Consider the following 23,938-nt stretch of genomic DNA (forward strand, 5'->3'; position numbering starts at 1 on the left):
TTGCGCAGGTTGACAATGCGGTGCACATGGTCCGTTGGGGGCGGTTGCGGGAAGCGACACTATAATAGCCCAGACCCAAGCCCGTATTGGCGCAGCCGGAGGTTTGAATGCTGAGATTGACCGCTCCCATGATGCCCCTCGCGACGCTGGCCACAGGTTGCCTTCTTCTCACCGGCTGCTCTCTCCCGCTGCCGTGGCCGGAGAGTCCGCTCTACGAGACCCCCGCCGACGATCCGAACTGGGTTGCTCCGGCCACCCGGGAAGCGGCCGTCGCCGCCATGGCGGGACGCTATGCTCACTACAGCATCGTCGCCTACGATGGCAGAACGCCGAACGGCCCGCTGGCCACGTTCATCGTCACGTATGGCTTCACGGACCTGGTCATCGAAGGTGAAGAGCTGGTCGCGTACGATACCTTCTGTAAAGCCAAGTACATCTCGAATCAGCCCTTCGACACGATCTTCTCGGACACGGCCACACAGGCCATTCGCCCGCCCGGAGCCGTCGTCGACGTATACCAGGAGGATGGCGTGTGGAAGCTCAACCGGCCGGCGACGCCGACGCTCATCGGGATAGGCGGCGACCCGAACCTGCCGCTCTCCATGGATCGAAACGATCCACGGATCAGCGATGACGATAGCGACGGGAAGCCGGGCGTGACCGTGGTCGTGAAGCTGTTCGGTCTCATCGAAGGCGAGATTTACATCGCTCGCCGCGAAATATTCGCGAACGAGTTGACACTTTTCTCCGATGGCAGTTTGCGGGGCAGCGTCATCGACGATTCGGAGCAGCTCGTGATTGGGGCCTCGCTCGCGATTCTGGACACGCCCAACAACCCGCCGCAGCGGCGCGATCCCGGCCTGAATCCGATCATCTTGATACCGGTCTCCAATGACCTTGGAACGTGCGAAGAACTCATGACCATTCAGAATTCGCTTTTTCCTCCCGAACCCGGATTCCAGCGACCCTCTCGGAACCTGCCGTCCCCGGCTGGAAACTGATCACACGGCGTCATCTGCTTTTCTCATTCCGATCAGCGCAGTGGACCGCATCCGACGCGCAGCGCGGTCTCAGGAGTGACCCACCGTGGACTTGTCGGCGGTGGCGCGAGTGGGGACGAAGGAGTCTGCCTACGGGGTCCAGGTGTGCTGGTTGGGAGTAGTGGATCAGACGGGTGTGGGGTGGGGAGCGTCGCGCTGTGCCGACCTCCACGGTTTGATTGGTGGCCGGCGACTATCCCATGGAACCGGGATGGTGGATCGTGAGGAAAGGCCGGTCGTTTCCTGCTTGGTGTTATTCCGCCAGCACATCCGCCGTGAACGAGTCCAGCCGCCCCCGAATTTCCCAGATCCGCAGCTTGTGCTCGCCGCGGCAGCCCAGCAACGCGCTCAGCTCCGGATTCAGCTCGGCCAGCTCCTCGTCCGTGATCGCAATCGGCTCGTGCCGCAGTTTCACCTGCTCCATCGGCAGTCCCGCGAACTTCGTCAGCATCCGCGGCGTCAGCACGAGTAGCTCGACCGACGTTTCGCCCGCGTCCGTTCGTGAGATTCGCATCGGGTAGTACAGTGCTGGCGTCTTGAAGCGATACTGAATTGCCTCGTTCGTCTTCACGTCCGTCCCCAACTCGACGACGTCGAAAACGAACCACGCGTATCCGTCCTTGAGATATTCGCCGATCGCCTGCTGCAGCGGCTCGGGAATCTTCGGATTCTCGACCCCCGCCTTGCGCAGGTACGCGCTTACCCATTCCACAAATCCGTCCGCGTCGTTCACCTTCACGACGCGGATGTCGTGCTGCCCGATCCGCTCCGCGAACGTGACCTCTCCGGCCGGCTTGGGCAGCAGCGCCGTTTGCGACCGCCAAGCGTCGGCCGCCAACCGCTCCCGTTCCGCCAGTTTGCGATTGATCAGTTCCGTCGCCTTGCCGAAGACCTCGATATCCCCCTTGCCAACCTTCGGCTCACTCGGCAGCGGCAGCACCTCCAGCACCTTGGTCGGTTCCGAGGCGCGCAGATCGGTCGTCAGCAGCAGGATTTCTTCCTCCCCGTTCCACGCAATCAATGCCCGCTGTGTCGGCTCGAAGATTTGCACGTACGGCTTGAACGGCGCTGAACCGCGGTCGGCTTGGGCCGCCAGCGTGCCCAGGAGCGCGCCGCAGATGGCCACGGCCCGAATGCAATTCACTCGTCTCATTGCACTGCCTCCGTTCTGGTCGCCCGCATATTCGACGCCTGACCCTACGCACAGGTTCCCCCCCGGCCCCGGCGAACCGCGCCTCGGCCTGCAGCACGCGTGGCGCCCGCGAGTGCTTTGATCCGTCCCCAAGATCGTCAACCTTAACAGGACCGCATGGCCGCCGAAGACCGCAAGTTGTCCGCGGCCGAGCAAGCCCACGAAGAAGCGATGCGCAAAGGCCTCGGCGCCGCCCTCAAGCAGCGTCAGGATCTCGTGCCGGCAATCGTCGACGCCGCCGGTGCGGGCCACGAACGCCCGTGTGCCGTCAGAGTCGAGCGCGAAGACGCGCTCCGCGTCCCCGAGTACCGGGATGTTCGGGTTGTGCGTCACAAACACCAGCTGCCGACTGACCTTGGCCGCGCAGAGGCTCCCGACGACGTGCTCGAAGATGAACCGATTGTCGAGGTTGTCCTCCGGCTGGTCGATCAACAGCGGGTTGGCGCTGTCGAGCAGCAGAATCGGCAGCACCGCGGTGCACTTCTGGCCGGTCGAGAGGGCCGGCGACGGCTTGTACTCGCCGTTGTCGTTGAGCTCGATCGTCGGCATGTCCCCAAGATCGACGCACTCGAGCTGGAACAGCGTCTCGCTCCCGCCGAGCGCATCGAGCACCTTGCGGGCCTGGTCGGAACTCAGCTCGGCTTCCTCGACCAGCGGTCGCGGATCGCCTGCCCGCACAGCCGCTGCCAGCCTATCGGGCCAGAAGGCCTGCACGAGCTTGGGGACGACGGTATTGGTCCGCACGTGGGCGTTTCGCAACGCGACGGTCAGCAGATCCGCATACTGCTGCACGTCGCCGGACTGGCGCACTCCGACCCGGATGCGGCCCGCGAGCTGCGTCGTGATTGCCTCTGCCACACCCCGCCGGATGGCGAACCGCCGGTCGCGCAGCGTGGCCAGTTGCTGCAACAGGGCCTGGCGCTGGTCGACGAGCATGACGATTTCATCGTCATTAACCGCGACTTCACGGTGCTGATCCAGCCGTCGGTACCGGTGCCCGACGGGTATGGCGCCTTCTGGGCGTTCCGACCCGACCATCGTCCCGTGGTCGATATCACGCTCGGCGTTCCGCTCGCGGACGGTGGCACGGCAGAGATCCTCGGCTACCTGGCACTTCCGAGGCTGATGGTTCCCGAACGTTGGGTGCGATTGTCCGCCAGCAGCGACGCGCGCATCGCGCTGCACGGCCACAACGGCCTTGAGCTGATCCGCGAGCTGCTGCGATAGAAGGGAGCAGTGCATGAACGGGCTTGAGATTCGCGGAATGAAGGAACGCGACTACCGCATGATCCCGGTCAGTCAGATCAACGTCGTCAACTCCCGGCAGCGGGAGCGGACGCAGTTCCTCGAAAACGTCCGGAGCATCAACGATGTCGGCTTGTACAAGCCGATTCTCGTGAACAGCCGCAACCTCGGAACGACCGGCCTGTACGACCTGATCTGTGGCGAGGGGCGTCTGCTGGCGCACATCGAGCTGGGCCGGACCCACATCGCGGCCGACGTGTGGGACATCGATGAGCGTCAAGCCCACCTGATGACGCTCGGCGAGAACATCGCGCGTACGCCGCCGCAGACGATCGAGTTCGCCCGCGCTCAAGGAGATGCGCGACCACGGCATGAGCTGGCGGGAGCTCTCGGCGATCACCGGCAAGACCCAGGAGTACGTGCAGAACTACGTGCGCCTGGTGGAGCAGGGCGAGGAGCGGCTGATCAAGGGCGTCGAAGACGGCGTCTTCTCGCTCAACTTCGCGATGTCCGTGGCGCAGAGCAACAACCGTTCGATCCAGCACCTGCTGATGGATGCGTTCGACAGCGGCATCGTGACGACTACCAACCTGCCACGCGTGCGGCGGATCATCGAGGACCGCCTGGAGAAGGGGAAGGCGCTCGGGTCACGCAAAGCCGCATCGCCTTATACGGTCGACAAGCTCAAGCGCGACATCCGCAAGATCACCCGCGAGAAGGAGGCGTTCGTGTACGAAGCCGGGCAGCGCGAAAACCGCCTCATGCGCATCCTGGACGCAATGCAGCGGCTGCGCCAAGACGCCGCGTTCGCGGCACTCCTCAAGGGTGCCGGCCTCGTCGATGGCCCCCAGTTGAAGGGTGAGTACGCCGTGTAACCACGTGTTCGAAGGAGGTTCCCATGTCACGCCCAGAACGGGCCAACGTCAAAGGCGTTGACGTACCGATCGTGAAGCTGACGCCGCTCCGTAAGCGGACGGTCAGCAAGAAGAACTACGCGAAGTTGCTGGCCAACATTAAGGCTGTCGGGCTGATCGAGCCACTCTGCGTCTGCCAGGAGGGCGAGCAGTACTTCATCCTGGACGGCTATCTGCGGTACACCGCGCTGCTCGAACTCGGCGTCGAGGCCGTGCCCTGTCTCGTCCTGAGCGGCCGCGATCTCTATACGCCGAACCGGCAGGTGAACCACCTTTCTCCACGCGAGGAGGTGCGGATGCTCCGCAAGGCGCTGGAGAAGCTCGATGAGGCGACGATCGCGCAGGCTTTCGGCGTCGAGTCGCTCAAGGGCCGGCTGAGCACATCGCTCTACCGCGAGCTGCACCCGTTCGTGGTCGGTGAGATGGACTCGGGGCGCCTCCTGCAGTCGGTGGCGCGCGAGCTCACATACGTCGCGCCGAAGCGGCAGGTCGAGATCGTCAAGCTGATGCAGGAGACGAAGGACACGAGCCTGGCGTTCGCCAAAGCCCAGATCCTGTCCACACCACCGGCCCTGCGATCGAAGAAGCGCCGTCGCACCAACCCGTGGCAACGGGGCGACAGCACGAAGCGCGACCTCGCCCGCAAACTGGCGGAGGTCGAGAAGCACTACGACTTCTACAGCGCGCTCCGCCGATGATCACGCCGCTGGAGCAGAAGTTGCTGCGGACGGCGCTCGAGCGGGAACGGCCGGTCGCTTATCGGCTGGACATTGATGCCCGGGCAGCCACGATCTACGCGTCGGCCGACGACCGCAAGTGCTTCCTTGAGAGCCTCGACGCTGAGTTTGCGGAGGGATTCGCAGACGCACTCTCCAAAGCTCTATCGCAGCGGTACCCGCCAGAGCTTGTGCAGATGTTCCGCGATCGCCAGAAGCAACGTGGCCAGCGACGCGTCCAGTACTACCCGCTCCTTCGCTTCCTCCTCGTGGATCGACGTCACCGGCGATTCGCGGTCGAGCGTGTGTGTTTCAGCGGCGAGAGCAGTTGGCTCCGCCTGGAGGTGCTGCCGCTCGGGCCCGCGCTCGCCAAGTACCTGCCGCACCTCGGCCGAGACAGCTTCTTCGACCTGCTGTGAGGCCTCGACATGGCGCGCCCTCGTCCGCGGCGTCGGTCACCACAATGCGCCGCTCGGTCGCGGGCCCGACCGGCAACGCCAACAGAAACATGTGCAAGCCGAGGATCACACAGCGAGCCGCGCACGGCCGCCGAGGTAGTCCGCGCCATCCTCCGAATGGAACTGGAGGGGAGGTCGCTCAAATCACGTGACGTGCGAGTGAATCAACCCCTTCTGTTCACGGTTGCTCACCGGCACTTCCGTCGTTGGGGGGACGCGCTTCGAGCGGCCGGGATCGACTCTGAGGCGGTCGCCAACCGCCGCAAGTGGACCGTCGACCGCATCCTCCGCACGATCCGGGCTCTCCACCGCCAGGGCGTGGCCCTCAACTACTCGTCGGCCATCCAGACCGACTACGGCGCCGTGCAGAAAGCCGCAAAGCTCCTCGGGTCCTGGGACAACGCCCTTCGCGCGGCCGGGTTTGATCCCGCGAAGGTTCGGCTGGCCCGTGTGGACAGAAGTCTCGGTCGTCGAGGGGATCCTGCTACGGCAGCAAGCTGGAAAGCCGCTCTACTGCGCAGCGGCAGCGCACGATGCGTCGCGCCTGTACGACGCCGCCCGGCGGCTGTTCGGAAAATGGGAGCACGCACTTGAAGCGGCCGGTGTCGATCCGGCGGCCGTTCGGCGGCGGTGTCCGCCCTGGACGCCGGACTCGGTGCTCGCGGAGTTGCGGAGAAGGAGGAATGCGCTGCACGGCGGCGTTGACGCATTTGCGCGACCACGGCTTGCGCGGCCGGTCCGCGCTGGCGTCGCCGAGGATCATCTCGTCACGGAGCATTCGCAGCTTGTTCGGACCGAAGTCGGCGGCCGGTGTGCTGCCGTAGTACTTTCGCAGAACGCCGAAGACCATCTTCAGGACGTTGATGTGTTCCGGGCAGTAGTAGCTCTCCCCCCAGCGCCGGTACTCGACGAGCAGCTCGTCAATCGTCATCGCCGCAGGCCCGGCGGCCGGTGGGGCATCCCCCGGCACCAGGGGCCAGCACCGGCCGCGCGCCTCCCACTCGGCGATCAGCCGGTGGTACAGCTCGCGGCTCTCGGGCGTGCCATACTCGCCGAGCCAGAAATCGCGGGCCCGGCCGGTGGCGGAGTCGCGGAGCGTGACAACCGCGCGGTCGCGATCCGGGCGGTACCGATAGGCGGGGGGCTTGGTTTTTCGGTGTTTTTTGGTCGACATCGCGGCGCCTCCAACGCTTAGCGCGGTCAGTGACCGCGCTAACTTGCGTCTTAGGCCGCGCTGCCGACTCTCGGCAGGTCCCCACAACTATCGGGGGCGGCGTGGTTTACGAAAAATGGAGCCGATGAGATTCGAACTCACGACCTCTTGCATGCCATGCAAGCGCTCTCCCAACTGAGCTACGGCCCCATCTTCACTTGTCCTGAACTCAAGGCAGTGGTCAGGGGCGGATTTGAACCGCCGACACACGGATTTTCAGTCCGTTGCTCTACCAACTGAGCTACCTGACCGTGTCGATCACGACGCCCTTGGGCTCTGTTGTAACAGCGGGCGGCGGTGCTACGCGGCAGATCGTCCAAACTACGGGCGTCTTGGGGGTCCGTCAAGGGGGTATCGGCGAGTGTGACCCTGGCGCGGCCAAGGTGTTCTGGCGGGTACGCGGGATTCCGCCGCCGGCGCTCAAACTGTGCCACCGCAACGACGAAACCGGCCTCAGGAGCCCTCCGGGTCGCGGGGTTGCACGCCGCTTGGCCGGGAGCGCTCGGGCACAGCGCCTGTGGCACGCGCCCGCAGCGGCGTGGGCGATCTGCTCGCCAGCCAAAGCCCCAATTCGAACAGCAGAATCATGGCCGCCGCCAGCAGAAGGTGGCTGAGCAGGTCGGCCGGTGCCAGGATCCCGGCAATGACCACGACCAGCAGGATGACGAACTTGCGGTAAGCGCGAAATGCGGCCACCGGCACGATGCCGGTCCGCGCCAGAAACAGCACAACCAGCGGCATCTGAAACGCCGCACCGAAAGCGATCATCAGCACAAGGACAAACGTGAGGTACTCGCCGATGCGGAAGTGCGTCGTGACCAGCGCGCGACGGTCATCCCGCGTGAGGGGTGTGGAGTAGACCCCGTCCGGCTGGTGCACCTTCAGCCGATGTTCCGCCTGGTTCACCCAGACCGCGCCGACCGGCGGGTCCACCGGGTCGCGAACCAACAGCGGTACCGCGGCCGGACCCTCCCCGTGTGGCTGTGTGCTGGCGGCTTCGGGCCGTGACATACCAAGCACCGCGGCCTCAAACGCCGTCGGGTTGGCACTGGGCAGGGGCAGCCACCCGCTGAAACCAATCAGGAAGTTCAGACTCAGCAGCAGCACGAAGAAATACATGAACGCAACGCCGGCTGCAAACAGACCGATGCTGGCGGGAAACAGCTTGTAGACCCAGCGGCGCTCGTGGGGATAGAGCCCCGCCGCAACGAATGACCAGACCTGGTACAGGATATAAGGAGCCGCAAAGAGCAGGCCGAAGATGATCACAACCTTGGCGTAGACCAACAGGGCCTCGGCCGGCCCGGTCTGCAGGAAGGTCTCCGGCTGCCCGTGGTGCCGCAGGGCGAGCACCATCGGACGGCTGATCAGCTCGAGCAGGAATTTGGCGGGCCAGATACAGAGCAAGCAGGCAACGAGCAGGGCCACGAGACTGCGCACGAGCGCACCACGAAGTTCGTCGAGGTGTTCGCCAAGCGTCATGCGCACCTCGTCGGGATCCTGCCGGGGACGAGCTTCGGACTTCGCCATACGGCGATGATACCCGGGTCGTGGGCTGACCGGCGAGTTAGCACAGTCGTTCAACGAACGATTGGATGACGACGCGGAGTCCGGCCGCCAACCGAAATTGTGCTTGCCCGAGGGAAGCACATCTCCTAGACTGGGGGGCGTGTTCGGGTTGTGCTCAGGTCGGGGCGGCTGAAAGACTTCCGCGCGAAGTTTTCTGCCGCGCGGCCCGGGCGCCATTTCATCCAGCGTGCGGCCGGCCGGTATCGGAGCCATGGCCGGGTCATCAAGTCGACGAGAGGTGTCAGATGCGCAAGCAATTCATGGCGGCATTGTTGGCGGCGGGCGTCTGCGGCGCGCTCACCGCGCAGGCATCCACGTTTACATTCCAAGGGCAGGTGCGGCAGGCGGGCCTGCCGATCAATGGCACGGCGGACTTTCAATTCCGGCTTTACACGGCGGCGGAGGGCGGTTCACAGATCGGCCTGACGCTGACCCGCACGAACGTTACGGTGGTGGACGGCCTCTTTACCGTCGAACTGGATTACGGCTTGGGTGCGTTTCCCGGGGCGCCGCGCTGGATCGGCATCTCCGTGCGGTCACCGGCCGGTGGCGGATCGTACACGACGCTCGCCCCGCGTCAGCCCGTACGTTCAGCGCCCTATTCCATTTTCGCGCTGAGCACGCCCGAGTCGGGCTTCTGGCTGGCGAACGGCGACCACCTCTACAAGGGCGTCGTTGGCAACATCGGTATCGGCACCTCGAATCCGACTTGGCCGCTGCACGTCATTGAGAACGTATCGGACGGGCGGGGCATCTTCTCGACTGGCACCATCGCGATCAGCCGGAGCACCGACGCCGTAGGCCCTGGACTGCGGGTCTTCCGCAATCTCGGCACCTTTCCACTGATCTCGTCGGCTTCGATGGAAATTGACGGCAATCGCATGGACGCGTACGGGACCTTTGTCGGCTCGCCCAACACGATCCGGTTGAACTCGCTCGCGGCCGGCAACGTTACCCTGGGGGAAGCCGGCGGTAACGTCGGCATCGGCGTCGCCAGCCCTGGCCTGCGGTTGTCGATGGTGGATGCGGGCGTCGGCATGGATCGTCCGACCACGAATACGCTCGCGCTGTACACCGATGCGACGCAGCGTCTCCGTATCAGCAGTGTCGGCAACGTGGGCATCGGCACGACCGGCCCGAACTCGCAGTTGCACGTGAACGGGGCCGACGGGAGCAACGCATTCCGGGTCCAGGTGGCCGGCGCCACGAAGCTGCTGGTGCACAGCAACGGGAACGTAGGGATTGGTGGGAATCACACCCCGTCGGATGCGCTGCACATCAACAGCCCTGTGGGAACCCATTCACTCCGGGCGCAGGTGAATGGCACCACCCGGCTGCTGGTCCACGACAATGGTAACGTTGCGATCGGCGCCAATATCACGCCCCAGGACACGCTGCACGTTTCCGGCACCATGCGGACCAATACGCTCCGCATCATGGGGGGCTCCGATCTGTCGGAGCGTTTCGACGTGGCGGAACTGGCGGCGGCCAAGCCGTCTCCCGGCATGGTCGTCTGCATCGATCCCGCCAACCCCGGTAAGCTGGTCCCCAGTACGCGGTCCTATGACCGCACCGTGGCAGGCGTGATCAGTGGTGCGGGTGGGATTCACAGCGGCATGGTCATGGGGCAGGAGGGCAGTGAAGCCGACGGTGCGTTCCCCGTCGCGCTGACGGGCCGCGTTTATGTACTGGCGGATGCGAAGAACGGCGCGATTCAGCCCGGCGACCTGCTCACCACCGCGGACCTGCCGGGGCACGCCATGAAGGTGCAGGACTACACACGGGCGCAGGGTGCGATCATCGGCAAGGCCATGACAGCACTCGCGGCGGGCGAGACCGGCTACGTTCTCGTTCTGGTCGGGCTCCAGTAAGCGCCCGAGAGAGGAGACACGTCATGAAAATACCAATGATCCTGGCCCTGGGGCTGCTCGCAGCACTGGCACCGTGGGCAATGGCGGAAGAACTCACGCGTGAGGAGGCCACGCGACAATACACGGAACTGCTGGAAGAGCGCTGGCTGGAGTCCCCCCGCGAACCGGTCGATCCGATGCTCGCCTTCGAGGGCTTCTCGGAATACCCGTTCCTGGATGACCTGACACCCGGCTACGTGGTCGTCGAGGGCTGTATCCAGATTCCGTACGAAGATTATCTGCTGATGCTGGAGGACCCCACCCGGGCGGTCTATGGCGATGCAACGTTCTGGGGGACCACGATCCCCTTCGATTTCGCGGGCAACGTCAACGCGACGCGACAGCAGCAGGCGATCGACGCGATGAACGAGATTGCGGCCCGGACCGGCATCACGTTTGTCGCCCGGACCAATCAGACGGACTGGATCCGCTTCAATTCCAGCAGCTTCAACAATTCACCGGTCGGCCGCCAGGGCGGCATGCAAATCATCAATATCGTGAGCTGGAACACGCAGATCATCATCATCCACGAGATCTACCACTCGCTCGGCTTCTGGCACGAGCAGAGCGCCTCGGATCGGGACACTTTCGTCACGATCAACTGGAACAATATCTGCGGATCGAGTGGCGTGGTCGGCAACCAGTGTCATGCCGCCACCTGCCAGGGCTGCGTGAACAGTCAGGGCAACTTCATCTCGTGCGCTTTCAACTTCAACACTAACAACGATGCGAGCGTGTGGGGCCCGTATGACTTCGATTCGTTCATGCACTACCCCCGCTGGGCATTTTCGTGCAATGGTAACGACACGATCACGGTGAACCCGGCTTGGAATGCCCAGTGGCAGAACGTCATCGGGCAGCGCGACCACTTCAGTCTGATCGACGAGTTGTCGTGCCGCGGCATCTACCCGTTCGCCGGTGACCGCTGGCTGCGGACCGGCAGCTCGATCCTCCAGCTCGGGACTTTCCAGTTCCCGTACCGCGGCAACTTCTCGACGGCATTCTCGGGTACGCCGGTCAATGGCACCCTGTTGATCGATCCCGGGACCTATTCCGGCGTCGGGCACTACACGCAAGCGAAACTGATTCGAGGGACTTTCGGAACGGTGACGATCGGAAGTTAACCAGCGGCAGACTGGGCAAACGTCGATCCGGTGCAGCGAACGACCAGCGCAGGGGCCGTGCAAGGCCCCGCGCTGGTCGCCGCCTGGTCACGCAACCCCCCAAGGTCTGAGAAAGGCACTTCTCATTGCCTGCGATGACTGCGGGAGACATTCTTTCCGAAGTCTCAGCCGAAAGTTCGCGGTGTGACGCGGCCACGCAGCTATATTCCTAGAGGGAGGGGCCATGTGGTGCCCCGGGGCGCGCGAACCGCCAGGCGCCCTCCATCTGCTCATTTCACGTTGGAGGTGCGTGGCCATGCGATCCACTTGGATACCAGGGGCACTTCTGCTGCAGACATTTTCCGGATGGGTGGTCGGCGCGCTCGTGCTGGTTGCGGGGGCGCCGCCGGGTTGGGGGCAGGGTACCGCCGGGGCCCGGTCCGATGGCGTGGTGCGGCTCAACGAAGTGATGGCTTCGAACGGTGTGACGATTGCGGATGAGGATGGGGAGTACTCCGACTGGATCGAGTTGGTCAACATCGGCAGTGAGCCGCTGGCACTGGGAGGATTTGGTCTGTCCGACAATCTCGGACAGCCCTTTCGCTGGGTGTTCCCCGAGGTATGGATCGCGCCCGGAGAATTCCTGCTGGTTTGGGCATCGGGCAAGAATCGCGCCGTAGCCGGCATGCCGTTGCACACGAACTTTTCGATCTCACAGGCCGGTGAGGCGATCGTGCTGACGGCCCCCGATGGCAGCCGCGTGGATGAGCTGGGTCCGCGGGCGATTCCTCGGGACGTGTCCGTTGGCCGGCAACCCGACGGTGTGGGGGCCTGGCTCTACTTCTACGATCCGACACCGGGCGCAAGCAATGTCGGACAGGGATTTGCGGCCTTGCTGGACCCGCCGGACTTCTCGCACGCCGGTGGCTGGCACCCGGCCGCATTCGAACTGCACCTGGCTACCGCCGATCCCGCTGCGATGATCCTCTACACGTTGGACGGCTCTGAACCGGACCCGCTCAACCTCGCAGGCAGTGGGCCGGAGTATCAGGTGGACTATTTCTTCCCGGGGGTCTCGTCGCAGCATGTACTGGTGCCGCGCCGCAACCACACCTTCACGTACACCGGGCCGATCTCGATTCTGCCGGCATCACTGCTGGCCAACGACCTTTCGGAAATCATCACAACTTATCGCAACGCACCCAGCTACTGGTGGCGACGGCCTTCAACCCAGGGCTTCCGCGGTACGGTCGTGCGGGCCCGCATCTGCAAGGATGGTTATTGCGGCAGCACAACGACGCACACCTACCTGATTCACCCGCTGGGCAGCGCCCGCTACACGCTACCGGTGGTGGCGCTTAGCACGAACCCGGAGCACTTCTTCGGTTATGCGCAGGGCTTCTATGTCGAGGGGACCCATTATTTTGCCGGTGGCGGGACGGAGTTCCTGTGGGCTGCCCACGGAAACTACTTCCAGGACTGGGAGAAGCCCGCCCATGTCGAACTGTATGAAGCCGACGGCACGCACGCCTTCTCACAGAACCTGGGGCTCAAGATCCACGGCGGCGGGGGGCGCACCATCCCTGACAAGTCTTTCCGCGTGTATGCCCGCAACGCCTACGATGCCAGCGATACCGTTCACTACGAGTTCTTCCCGGGTGCCACGAAACCGGGCAGTGCTGAACCCGTCAACGAGTTTCGCCGCTTTCTGCTGCGAACCGCCGGGAATGTCCGCAATCACCTGCGGGATGTACCGGCGCACCTTGTCATGGCGCCGCTGCAGGTCGGAACGCAGCGCAGCCGTCCCCTGATTCAGTTCGTGAATGGCGAGTACTGGGGGATCACGTACGCCCGCGACCGCTTCGACGAGTATCACCTCGCGCACCACTACAACCTCGACCCCGAGAACGTGATCGTCCTTGACGCGCCGTGGGGCATCATCGACGCAAGCAAGGTCGAGGCCGGACTGCCGACAGACATTGTCCACTACAACCACCTGTACCAGTTTGCGGTGCAGCAGGATCTGGGCGTTCCGACGAATTACGAATATGTGACCACCTTGCTCGACATCGACAGCTACATCGACTTCAACGTAGCTTTCATCTTCATGAACAACTACGACTGGTACGGCAGCAAGCACTTCCGCTACTGGCGTGTGCGTGAAACGTCGCCGGCGCCGTACCAGGACGGCCGTTGGCGCATCCTCGTGTGGGACTTCGACACTTCACCCTATGTGCCGACCTACGACTTGCTGCGCAATGCGCTGCACCCCACCGGTGGCGGAGACAACCTGGCGTTCGGATCGGCGTCCCGGACCGCTCTCTTGCGCGCCCTGCTGACGAATCCGAGCTTCCGACAACGCTTCATCAACCGCTTCGCCGACCACATGAACACCACGTTCCAGCCCGCTCGCATCACCGCCATCGTGCAGGAACAGTACGCACTGCTCGCGCCCGAACTGCTCGAGTACCGCCAGCGCTGGCGACGTGATGCCACCACCCTCGACACGGTCACGCAGTGGGTGGATTTCGCGGAGAATCGCGCGTTCCACCAGCGGGACCATCTGCGCACGCACCTCAACGTCGGCGCCGATGTAACCGTTACGGTGGACGTCTCGAATCCTGCGCACGGCCATGTCCGTGTCAACACGGTGGAAATCGTCCCGACAACCGCTGGTGTGGGTGCCCAGCCGTACCCCTGGACCGGGGTGTACTTCGAAGCTGTCCCGATCGAGCTCACAGCTCTGCCTGCGCCGGACCATGTTTTCGCAGGTTGGGAAGGGTTGCCGCCCGGCACCCCGGCCAGTGTCACGCTGAGTGTCACGGAACCCCTTAGCGTGGTAGCCCTGTTCGAGCCGACCACTCCGCGCGCCCTGGTCCATTACTGGAATTTCAACCATGTGCCGACACTGCTCGATCCCACGCATACCGTCGGCGGGGCGCATTTTACGATCAACCCGGGGCCGCTCACCGTCGTCCTCGACGGGAACGGCAACGGTTTCTGGGGCGAGAACGCGCGCCAGGGCGACGCGCCGGGCACACACCTGCGAGTGAACAATCCGCTGGGTGCGACCGTGACCTTCGCGCTCCCGACCACGGGATATGAGGACATCATCGTGCAGTATGAAACGCGCCGCTCCGGGCAGGGGGCCGGGCGGCAGCAGGTCTCCTACACCACGAACGGGGTGGACTACCTCCCGCTCGTCGAGCTGGTCGTGCAGGATGATGACCCCATCCTGTACGCCTTCGACTTGACCGGTGTCGCGGCCGTGGCTGAGAATCCGGACTTCGCCCTGCGCATCCTGTTCGAGCAGGGCGCCGGGAGCACCGTCGGCAACAATCGGTTTGATAACCTGACCCTCGACGGACGCCCGACCGGTAGTCTGAATGCGCCCCCGCTGATTGTCGCGGTGCCGCCGTTGCAAGAAGTCGTCGAGGCGGCCAACCCCGTGCTGATCAACCTCGCAGACGTTTTCAGTGACCCCGATGTGGATCCGCTGACCTACGGTTTCCAGGTGGCGCGACCCTGGGTCGCGAGTGCTACCGTGGTCGGCAGCATCCTCACCCTCACGCCCCTGGTGCGTGGCGACACGCACATCACCATCACCGCGGATGATGGTCACAATCCGGCCGTCGCCACGAGTTTCCGGGTGCTGGTCTATCCGGAAGCACATTTGCTCGCCACGGGTGCGTACGAATTCGGGGCGTGGGACCCCGACATGCCCGAGTATGCCTATCCCGCGCACATGCTCTTTCTACAGAGCGACCGCACCGATCCGGTGTTGAACACACCCTTGCTATTTCCGTATTACATTCCACATGATGACTATCATGATGATGACCTCGGCACCCTCGGATTCCCCTACAACAACACCCGGCGAACCCGGCTGAATGGACTGGGCCCGGCGGGCATCTCGTTCATCAATACCGGGTTCGACCGCGACCTCGGTGGTGCCTTGCTCGCGGTGAATACGGTCGGGCTGGAGGAAGTGCCGGTCGAATGGGTGGTGGGTACCGTATTGCGTAATTCGCGGCTCTATGCACTGCGGTTGCAGTACCGCGTGGGGAGCACGGGACCCTTTGTGGACGTGCTCGCAAACGGCCAACCGGTCGAGTACCTGGCCGGTGCCGACGGCGATGTTCAGGGCAGCGGACCGGTGACTTTGCCGGGCGCGGCACTCGATCAGCCGTACGTGCAGCTCCTGTGGCGCTACTACCACGTCTCGGGAAGCAGCGGCCCCCGGGCGGAGTTACGATTGGACGATCTCCGAGTCGGGCTCTCGGCACCACCCGGGCTGGGCGATTTCAACGGGGACGGTGTCATCGACTTTGCGGATTTCGAGATCTTTGTGATTTACATGTCAGGACCGGATGTACTCTACGATCCGCAGAATCTGCCCCCGGAGGGTCCGCTGGTGCCCGATGCGGACGGGTATCTCGCGTGCGATTTCGATCGGGATGGCGACGTCGACAAGCACGACCTCGCGATTTTCAAGCGGCAGATGGTGCCTTAGCAGTCCACAGCAAGACCCGATGAGATCAACGGGCGACCTCGCGGGCGCGGCCAAGAAGGCGGTTGCAATGGCCCGCTTGGCTTATGCGGTGGACGGCCAGGCCCCGGCAACTGCTGCAATCGCGATCATGTGATGGCGACACGGTGATGTAAGGGTTTCTGCACGTCGGGCATGACTCCGGTTACACACCGATGTCCTCGTTCCACAGGGTCGGCTCGGCCGCGATGAAGTCGGTCATCAACCGCACGCACTCGGGATCGTCGAGGATCACCAGTTCGACGCCGCGGCTGCGGACATACATTTCGGGGCCCTGGAACGTACGGTGCTCGCCCACCACGACCCGCGGGATCCCGTACAGCAGGACGGCACCGCTGCACATGTCGCAGGGCGACAGTGTCGAATAGAGCGTGGCACGGGCGTAATCGCGGGACTTCAGCCGACCCGCGTTCTCCAGGCAGTCCATCTCAGCGTGAAGAATCGCACTGCTTCTTTGCACGCGGCGATTGTGCCCCCGGCCGACGATCCGCCCGTCGATGACCAGCACCGACCCGATCGGGATGCCGCCCGCGGCGCGACCGAGACGCGCCTCGGCCAGAGCGGCTTGCAGAAATGTGTCCATACCGGCGCAGCGTAGCGGACGCCGGCGGGCGCGGAAAGATCACCGGCGCGCGCTGGTCCGTGTCCCCGTACAGGGACATCCGAGCGGGGCCGTGTGCCGGCCGTCTACGAGTTCGGCCGGCCTCAGCTCACAGAGGCCGTGGTGCCGCGTGCTTCAAAAACATACCCCTCGCCGGCGACATCGACCCGAACCGCGTCGCCCGGGCCGAATTCGCCCGCCAGGATGCGCTTGGCGAGGGGGTTCTCGATTTGCTGCTGGATCAGCCGTTTCAGCGGCCGGGCGCCATAGACCGGGTCGTAACCATCGCGCGCGAGTTGCTCACACGCCGCCGGAGTCAGCTCGAGCGCAATCTCCCGATCCGCCAGGCGCTGGGCCAGCAGCCGAACCTGCCGGTCCACGATGCCGCGGAGGTGCTCGCGCCCCAACCGGTGGAAGATGATCGTTTCGTCGATCCGGTTGAGGAACTCCGGCCGGAAGTGGTGACGCAGCACGCTGCGGACCTTGAGCTCGATCTCCGCTTCGCTCGCGCCGCTCTCCGACAGCGCCTGGATCTGGTCGCTACCGAGGTTGCTCGTCATCACCACCAGCGTGTTGCGGAAATCGACGGTGCGGCCGTGGCCGTCGGTGAGACGTCCATCGTCCAGCACCTGGAGCAAGACGTTGAACACGTCGGCGTGGGCCTTTTCGATCTCGTCCAGGAGAATCACGCTGTACGGCCGCCGATGCACGGCCTCCGTGAGGCGGCCGCCTTCCTCATAGCCGACGTAGCCCGGGGGCGCGCCGATGAGCCGCGCGACACTGTGCGGCTCCATGAATTCGCTCATGTCGATCCGCACGAAGGCGGCTTCATCATCGAAGAGGAACTGCGCGAGGGCTTTGCACAATTCCGTCTTGCCGACGCCGGTTGGGCCGAGGAAGAGGAACGAACCCAGCGGCCGCTGCGGATCGCCGAGCCCGGCCCGGCTGCGGCGGACGGCATCGGAGACGGCGCGGATGGCGTCGTCCTGTCCAACGACGCGTTCGTGTAGTCGCTCTTCCATCTGGATGAGCTTTTCACGCTCACCTTCTAACAGGCGCGCCACGGGCACACCGGTCCACTTGCTGACGACCTCGGCGATCTCCTCTGCGGTGACCTCCTCGCGCAGCAGTCCCTGCCCAGTAGCATGCAGTTCGGTGAGCTTCTGCTCATGCCCCGTGAGGCGGCGCTCCAGGTCGGGCAACTCGCCGTAGCGAATGCGGGCGGCCCGTTCGAGATCGCCGCGCCGCTGGGCTTCCTCAAGCTCGGTCTGCTTGGCACCGTGGGTGGTCTTGAGTGCTTTCAACTCGTCGATGGCGCTCTTTTCATTCTGCCACTGCGCGGTCAGGGCGCGGTCGCGCTCCTTCAGGTCGGCGAGGGTGCGTTCGTTGGTTTCAAGTTGGCGCCGGCTGGCTTCGTCCTTTTCCTTGCGCAGGGCCTCACGCTCGATCTCAAGTTGCATGATGCGACGCCGCAGTTCGTCGAGCTCGCTGGGCAGCGAGTCATTTTCGATCCGCAGGCGCGAGGCCGCCTCATCGACCAGGTCGATCGCCTTGTCGGGGAGCTGCCGGTCAGTGATGTAGCGCTGTGCGAGGGTCGCGGCAGCGACCAGGGCCGCATCCTGAATACGTACGCCGTGGTGCGCGTCATAACGTGGCTTCAGGCCGCGGAGGATCGCGATCGTATCCTCGACGGTCGGTTCGCCGACATAGATCGGCTGGAAGCGCCGCTCCAGCGCCTTGTCCTTTTCGACGTGCTTGCGGTACTCCTCGAGCGTGGTCGCGCCAATGCAGCGCAACTCGCCACGCGCCAGGGCGGGCTTCAGCAGGTTCCCCGCATCGGGCGAACCTTCGGTCCGCCCCGCCCCGACCACCGTGTGCATCTCGTCGATGAAGAGGATGACCTCGCCTGCTGACTGCACGACGGCGTTGACCACCGCCTTGAGACGTTCCTCGAACTCCCCGCGGTACTTCGCTCCGGCAATGAGGGCCCCCATGTCCAGGGAGACGAGTTTCTTGTCCCGCAGCGCCTGGGGCACATCGCCCGCCAGAATCCGCTGCGCGAGACCCTCGACGATCGCCGTCTTTCCCACGCCCGCTTCCCCGATCAGGACGGGGTTGTTCTTGGTCCGCCGCGCCAACACCTGCATGCAGCGCCGGATCTCCTCGTCACGTCCGATGACCGGATCAAGCTTGCCTTGCCGGGCGAGTTCCACGAGATCCCGGCCATAGCGCTGCAACGGCTGGTACGTGTCCTCCGGATTCTGCGACTGCACAGACTGGTTGCCGCGTACCGCTTGGAGTGCGGCCAGCAGGTCGTCGCGCCGTAGGCCGTTCAGGCGCAAGATTTCACGCGCGTCACTGGCGACTTCGCACAGTGCCAGCAGCAGGTGCTCGACCGAAACGTATTGGTCCTGCATCTGGCGCGCGGCTTTCTCCGCGGCCTGGAGGACCTCCACGAGCCCCCGCGAAGCATGAACCTGTCCACCGGTCTGGCGAGGCAGGCGGTTGAGCTCGCCAGCCACCAACGCACGCACCTGCGCCGGGGGCGCCCCCGCTTTCTCAAGTAGCGGAGCGGCAATCCCCCCGTCCGAACCGGCGTCCGGCTCGATCAGGGCGCCCAGCAGGTGAAGGGGCGTGACTTCGGGATGGCCGGCTTCCTGCGCCTTGTGCTGGGCGCTCTGCACGGCCTCCGCAGCACGTATGGTGAAGCGATCCATCTGCATGAGAATCCAACTCCTGTCGGTGCAGCGGCGCGCCGCCGCGACCCACTGGTGCCGGATTGCATATACCATGCCAGCCCCGGTGCACGCGGAATGCTGATTTTCGGCGAGGGGCCGGCCTGACAGGATGGTAGTCCCTGCCAGTTTGGCACGGCTGGCGGCGAAACCAGCGTGGCCGGAGCGCACATGGCACGCTTCGGCCACGCTGACTCACCTGCCCCCCCGTGACCCCACCCAGAGAATTAAACCGCGGCGGTCGCTGGTGTCGGTGTTCCCTTACGCCGACGGTGACGCTGTTTGACGAAACCGTGGTGGGTGGCGGAAGCGACACGCGGGCCCATGGTCCGGATCAGCTCGAGTGCGGTACGCAAGTGATCCGCGAAGCCGTCAGCACCGATTTCACGCCACAGTCCGTCAGCGCGATTGAAGATGCCGCCGACCACGACAATGTTCATGGTCGGACAGGCATTGATGTCGTGCAGGTGATCAATCAGTGCGCGGGTCTGCGGCACCGCCTCGGGGACGGCGCCGAATATCAGCAGCATCTGCGGCCGGAGCTGACCTGTGATCGCGAGGATTTCGTCATCCGGCACTCCACCACCGACCAGGAAGACCTCCCAGCCCTCGGATTGCAGCAGGTCACCGACCATCTGGGCGCCCAGTTCCTCGTGTTCCGTATCCGCACACATGAGAACGGCGCGTTTACCGTTGGCAGGTGTGTTCGGAAGGTGGGCCTGCAACTGATCTGCCGCCGTGCGGTTGATGCGGCAGGCCATGTGCTCGGTGGCTGTGCTGATGCGATCGTCGCGATAGAGCCGTTCAACCTGCGCCATGGCAGGCCAGATCACATCGCACAGCAGGTCCGTGCTGTTCGCGCCCGTGCGGAGCGCGTCCATGATCAAATCGAAGCACTCGGCACGGCGACCGGCGAGCAAAGGTTGCAGATAGCGTGTCAGCAACGGTTCGGGCATGGGGCGCGTCTCCAAGGGTGGCGCCCACCAACGCGTCCACGCGCGGCCCCGGTGTGGGGCGGGGTGAGCACTCGGAATCCGCCGCGGCGTCCATGCCCACGGGAGGGTACATTCGCTCGAAACTCTGCCTCCGGCCGGGTCCGGCTGGCACCGGCCGCCGGCTCGCAGGATGCTCCTCCGTATCGGGGCGGGTCGCACCGTACCTTGAGACTCGTAACGGTGATGCACCACGACCGATCGCAGTGTGGAGGAAGGTTTGTGGATTCCCGGACGTGTCGGGGTGTGCATCTGTGGGTCGGGGCGACTGTTTCTCGGAACCAACCGGGAGCCCCCGCCCGATACCAACCTTGGGATCAGAAAATCGTCTGTGAAAACGCCGGGCAAGAGCTGCGCTGCCCCCTTGGAGATGGCGCTACCCGCGCGGGGTTGCCAGCTCGAAACTCGCCGCAGCTGCCCCGTACGCGGAGAGCGTTGTGGCGCCTGGTGTGTGGCGTAGTACCACGGTGAGAGCGGGTTGCCGGCTGCACACCGCCGCCACGTCTTCAGGAGACAGGATCATGCAGGCGGTACTGAGCGCATCAGCGGTCGCGGCATCGCCGGCCAGCGCCCAGGCGGCGCGGTGGGATGCCACGGGCTGACCGTTGCGCGGATCGAGGATGTGCGCGCCGTGGAGGAATTGGCCCGAGCCGGCGAGCGCGCCATCATGCACCGGCACCCAGCCCAGGGCGACGTCCGGTGCCGCCGGATCGCGCAAAGCCAGTCGCCAGCCGCGGCCTGGGCTCGGCCCTCCGAGTGCGTAGACGGTACTCTGCCCGCATTGCACGAGGGCACGCGCGAAGCCCCAGGTGCGCAGGAGAGCCACGAGGCGGTCGATGGCGAAGCCCTTGCCGAGCGCGCCCAAATCGAGCTGCAGCCCGGATGCTTGAATGCGCACAGCATGCGCTCGCGGATCGAACACCAACGGCGGCACGCCGGACGCATCGCGCCTGGGCCGTGCCGCGGGATCGCTGCGGAAAGCGATGTCGAAGACGCCCCCCGTTGCAAGATAGAGTTCGGACGCGCGCGTAAGGCAATCACGAGTCTCGGGCTGGATCGGGACCAGGTCGCCGCGGGTCGCGCGGTTGATCTGGGCAATGTCGCTCTCCGGCCGAAACCGGCTCAGGAGGCCTTCGAGCCGCGCGAGCTCATCAAAGGCGACCTGCGCGGCCTGTGCGGCATAGCCCGCCGGCTTGTCGAAGAGGTACAGCTCGAACGTGCAAGCCATCGCATCGCAAGCAAAACGCTCCGGTTTGTCACTCGCGGCGTGGAGTGCTGCCGCGAACGGTGGCTCGGGCGAAGGGAGCGGATCGGGCGTGGGGGCCGACGGTAGATTCATGGGCTGACGGCTGTCTGGCTTGCGAGCCAGCTTTCCCACAATGGGCGTCGCACCAGGACCAGGAGTACCTCGTCGCGGCGCAGTCCGTAATGACTTGCCACGTAGTCATCTTCGCACCCGCGTAGTCGCTCCGCCAGCGTCCCCTGCTCTGAAATACCGACTACCAACACCTCGCCCGACAGATCGGGCGGTGGCGTATCCCAATAGCCCACCCGCGGCAGGGCGCGCAAGTACCACGGCAGCGGCCACGGGTTGTGCGCGATCACCTGGATGCTGGGCGGGGATTGGGCCGGTGCCGCGGCGTGCAATTGCGTAAGTCGCAGTGCGAGGCGGCCGGCGTCAGCCACAGTGGGCGCGTACACCCAGGGATTCCGCGGGTCATTGTGAAAAACGGGATGGTGACTGGTGCGCCAGGCCTGCGCGCCGAGCTGGCCGACTCCGAGGCCGAGCAGCAGCAGGAGTGCCGGACGGCCGATCGGGCTGCGGCGGGCGAAGTGCCAGAGGGCCGCCCAGCCGACCCCGGCCAGGAGAATCCACGCGTGCAGGAACGGCAGGGCGTTCCACGGGGTCTTGTAGGGAATGGCGCTGTAGAGCGCGGTCAGAAGCAGCGCGTAGAGTGCGAGGAACCGCGCCAGTCCGAGATGCAATCCCGGGGCCGTGGTGCTGCGACACGCAGCGAAAGCGCCCACGACAGCGAGGAGGGCAATCAGCAGTTCGCTGAAGATCGGTCCGCCGGGTTCGCGAAACCAGAGTAGCAGCCGCAGGTAGTAGGCCCATGCTTGCCGATGCCCCCCGTCGCCGGCTCGCTCGAAGTAAGTGGCGTAAGTCAACCAACCGTCGAGTGGTCCGCGCAGGTTCGTAAAGCCGCCGGAAAGCAGTGCGGTCGAGACCAGGAGGGCCACAAACAGTGCGAGCATGAGCGGCCCAAGGTGCCGCCGCAGATGCCACTCCCCCGATCGTCGCCAGTACAAGACGACGACAGCGGAGATCGCCGCCGCGAACCAGAGCAGCAGGCAGGTGGACTTCGTGCCGTGCATGGCACCGAGCGCCGCACCAGCCACGCACGCCCATGTGGCGCGTCCCGTCCGCAGGTACCACCACGTCGCGCCCAGTGCGAGCGCGGCGTAGGCAATCAGTAGCGGCTCCGGGATGTAATAGCGGCTGTAATACGTCAAAGCTGGTGAGACGGCGATCAGCAGAGCTGCGACAGGGGTGCCCGCCGGCCCAAGCCCATCCCGAAGCAGCGCAACCAGTAGTACCAGCAGGAGGCCGTACAGCACCGGGACCAGGCGGTAGGTTGTCGCGCTCGTCGCGAGAAAATCGGAAGCCCCGGTCAGCCACACCACCGGCAATGTCGAGTAGTACGGCGTCGGACCATGGTACTCGTGCGGGTCATAGAGATACCGGCCGTGTTCCCACAATTCAGCGAACTTGATCGTGTGGACCGCCTCGTCTGCGTGCATGGGGCGGCGTTCGAGTTGCGGCAGGCGCAAACCCACTGCCACGCCCAGGACGGCGAGCCCTCCGGCGATTGTGAGGGCCAGTGCTCGTGCGGTCATCGTGGGAGGCCCAATGCGTGCCCCTTAGGGACCGGAGCGGGGTTCGATGGGCAGACCGTACACCTCGACCTCGATGTAGTGGTTCTGTTCGTCGGCCGTGCTGCCGTTTGAATAGAGACGGATGTATCGGGCTTTCACGGCCTCGAGCTCCAGCAGTTGCCCCTCGAAGGTCTCCCAGAAGGCCTTCTGGCTGCCGATACCGAGGCCGGCGGAATTGTCGTGGTCGTTGTTGAACACAGTTCGTACGTTCTCGATGAAATCTCCGTCGTCAGCGACCTGGATCACGACATCGTGGTAGATCCGCGCGCTGGCGTGGTACCGCCACACGGCCAGCGCGTGCAGGATGTGCGGCTTGCCGAGATCAATCTGTACCCACTGCACGCCCGGCCCGAGTTCGACATAGCTGCCTTCGCGGGCTTCCTTGTCGCCGTCGGTGATGCACTTCAGTGTGCCGACGATCGGCTCCATATCGCTGCTTTTGACCGGCCGGTTACGCGCGATGTTGCGTACTCCCACGGGTGCGAGCAATTCCGGCCGCGGCCCCTTGCGCGGCGGATCGAGGTGGATCCCGGGCGGCGCGTTCGTCGGGGTGCCCTTGAACGCCGGCCGGGGGAGTTCGAGCTTCAGCGGTTCGTGGCCGGGCTTCGTCGCGGGTGCCGGCTGGGTCTCCGCGGTCGTAGCCGGTGCATCGGTGACCGGGGGCTGCTTCTGACCTTCCTGTATGGGCCGGGGGGCCGAAAGGGCCAGCGCGCCGAACGCCACCAGCGCGGTAGATGTTGCCGTCCAATGCATCGCCATGGTTC

The 23,938-nt window shown here is 64.8% G+C and carries 17 protein-coding genes and 2 tRNA genes; 8 read left to right on the plus strand and 11 right to left on the minus strand.

Going from position 1 to position 23,938, the window contains the following annotated elements:
* Positions 1-107 precede the first annotated feature (107 nt).
* Positions 108-1,001: a hypothetical protein gene (locus IPM18_17075; GenBank protein MBK9121296.1), complete on the plus strand. Its 894-nt coding sequence runs from the start codon at positions 108-110 to the stop codon at positions 999-1,001.
* Positions 1,002-1,293: 292 nt separating this feature from the next.
* Here the strand turns inward: IPM18_17075 and IPM18_17080 are convergent, their stop codons facing one another.
* Positions 1,294-3,168, minus strand: a complete 1,875-nt coding sequence (locus tag IPM18_17080) for a DUF2330 domain-containing protein (GenBank protein MBK9121297.1) — start codon at positions 3,166-3,168, stop codon at positions 1,294-1,296.
* On the opposite strand from IPM18_17080, the gene IPM18_17085 reads away from it, so the two are divergent.
* The 4 genes from IPM18_17085 to IPM18_17100 are packed head-to-tail and all read left to right on the plus strand — an operon-like array spanning position 3,133 to position 5,526.
* The gene (locus IPM18_17085) at positions 3,133-3,459 is read left to right on the plus strand and encodes a hypothetical protein (protein ID MBK9121298.1); all 327 of its coding nucleotides are present in this window, start codon (positions 3,133-3,135) and stop codon (positions 3,457-3,459) included. The genes IPM18_17080 and IPM18_17085 overlap by 36 nt on opposite strands.
* A 13-nt stretch (positions 3,460-3,472) precedes the next feature.
* Positions 3,473-4,339: a ParB N-terminal domain-containing protein gene (locus tag IPM18_17090; GenBank protein MBK9121299.1), complete on the plus strand. Its 867-nt coding sequence runs from the start codon at positions 3,473-3,475 to the stop codon at positions 4,337-4,339.
* Between the two features lie 36 nt (positions 4,340-4,375).
* Positions 4,376-5,089: a ParB N-terminal domain-containing protein gene (locus IPM18_17095; protein MBK9121300.1), complete on the plus strand. Its 714-nt coding sequence runs from the start codon at positions 4,376-4,378 to the stop codon at positions 5,087-5,089.
* Positions 5,086-5,526, plus strand: a complete 441-nt coding sequence (locus IPM18_17100) for a hypothetical protein (protein ID MBK9121301.1) — start codon at positions 5,086-5,088, stop codon at positions 5,524-5,526. Before IPM18_17095 ends, IPM18_17100 begins: the two co-directional genes overlap by 4 nt.
* A 523-nt stretch (positions 5,527-6,049) precedes the next feature.
* On the opposite strand, the gene IPM18_17105 is transcribed toward IPM18_17100, so the two are convergent.
* The 4 genes from IPM18_17105 to IPM18_17120 all read right to left on the minus strand — a co-directional run bounded on the left by IPM18_17105 (position 6,050) and on the right by IPM18_17120 (position 8,308).
* Positions 6,050-6,739 carry a hypothetical protein gene (locus tag IPM18_17105; protein ID MBK9121302.1) on the minus strand — a complete coding sequence of 230 codons (690 nt, stop codon included), beginning with the start codon at positions 6,737-6,739 and terminating at the stop codon, positions 6,050-6,052.
* Between the two features lie 116 nt (positions 6,740-6,855).
* Positions 6,856-6,928 (minus strand) — tRNA-Ala (locus tag IPM18_17110).
* Between the two features lie 28 nt (positions 6,929-6,956).
* Positions 6,957-7,029: transfer RNA gene (locus tag IPM18_17115), tRNA-Phe, on the minus strand.
* A 202-nt stretch (positions 7,030-7,231) separates the two neighbouring features.
* The gene (locus IPM18_17120; protein MBK9121303.1) at positions 7,232-8,308 is read right to left on the minus strand and encodes a twin-arginine translocase subunit TatC; all 1,077 of its coding nucleotides are present in this window, start codon (positions 8,306-8,308) and stop codon (positions 7,232-7,234) included.
* 284 nt (positions 8,309-8,592) lie between these two features.
* Between IPM18_17120 and IPM18_17125 the strand changes: the two genes are divergently transcribed.
* The 3 genes from IPM18_17125 to IPM18_17135 all read left to right on the plus strand — a co-directional run bounded on the left by IPM18_17125 (position 8,593) and on the right by IPM18_17135 (position 15,873).
* Positions 8,593-10,218, plus strand: a complete 1,626-nt coding sequence (locus IPM18_17125) for a hypothetical protein (GenBank protein ID MBK9121304.1) — start codon at positions 8,593-8,595, stop codon at positions 10,216-10,218.
* Between the two features lie 23 nt (positions 10,219-10,241).
* Positions 10,242-11,381: a hypothetical protein gene (locus tag IPM18_17130; protein ID MBK9121305.1), complete on the plus strand. Its 1,140-nt coding sequence runs from the start codon at positions 10,242-10,244 to the stop codon at positions 11,379-11,381.
* 295 nt (positions 11,382-11,676) lie between these two features.
* Entirely contained in the window at positions 11,677-15,873 is a 4,197-nt protein-coding gene (locus IPM18_17135; protein MBK9121306.1) for a CotH kinase family protein, read from the plus strand.
* A gap of 181 nt (positions 15,874-16,054) precedes the next feature.
* On the opposite strand, the gene IPM18_17140 is transcribed toward IPM18_17135, so the two are convergent.
* The 6 genes from IPM18_17140 to IPM18_17165 form a co-directional block, all read right to left on the minus strand.
* Positions 16,055-16,492, minus strand: a complete 438-nt coding sequence (locus tag IPM18_17140) for a nucleoside deaminase (protein ID MBK9121307.1) — start codon at positions 16,490-16,492, stop codon at positions 16,055-16,057.
* Positions 16,493-16,614: 122 nt separating this feature from the next.
* Complete coding sequence (clpB, locus tag IPM18_17145) at positions 16,615-19,233, minus strand: ATP-dependent chaperone ClpB (GenBank protein MBK9121308.1); 2,619 nt, start codon at positions 19,231-19,233, stop codon at positions 16,615-16,617.
* 239 nt (positions 19,234-19,472) lie between these two features.
* The gene (locus IPM18_17150) at positions 19,473-20,201 is read right to left on the minus strand and encodes a cobalamin-dependent protein (protein ID MBK9121309.1); all 729 of its coding nucleotides are present in this window, start codon (positions 20,199-20,201) and stop codon (positions 19,473-19,475) included.
* Between the two features lie 412 nt (positions 20,202-20,613).
* Complete coding sequence (locus IPM18_17155) at positions 20,614-21,576, minus strand: FAD:protein FMN transferase (GenBank protein MBK9121310.1); 963 nt, start codon at positions 21,574-21,576, stop codon at positions 20,614-20,616.
* Positions 21,573-23,135, minus strand: coding sequence for a TIGR03663 family protein (locus IPM18_17160; protein MBK9121311.1), 1,563 nt, complete (start codon positions 23,133-23,135; stop codon positions 21,573-21,575). The genes IPM18_17155 and IPM18_17160 overlap by 4 nt, the downstream gene beginning before the upstream one ends.
* Before the next feature lie 24 nt (positions 23,136-23,159).
* The gene (locus IPM18_17165; protein ID MBK9121312.1) at positions 23,160-23,933 is read right to left on the minus strand and encodes a hypothetical protein; all 774 of its coding nucleotides are present in this window, start codon (positions 23,931-23,933) and stop codon (positions 23,160-23,162) included.
* Positions 23,934-23,938 lie beyond the last annotated feature (5 nt).

Source organism: Phycisphaerales bacterium (assembly GCA_016716475.1).
In the GTDB taxonomy this organism is placed as follows: domain Bacteria; phylum Planctomycetota; class Phycisphaerae; order UBA1845; family Fen-1342; genus JADJWG01.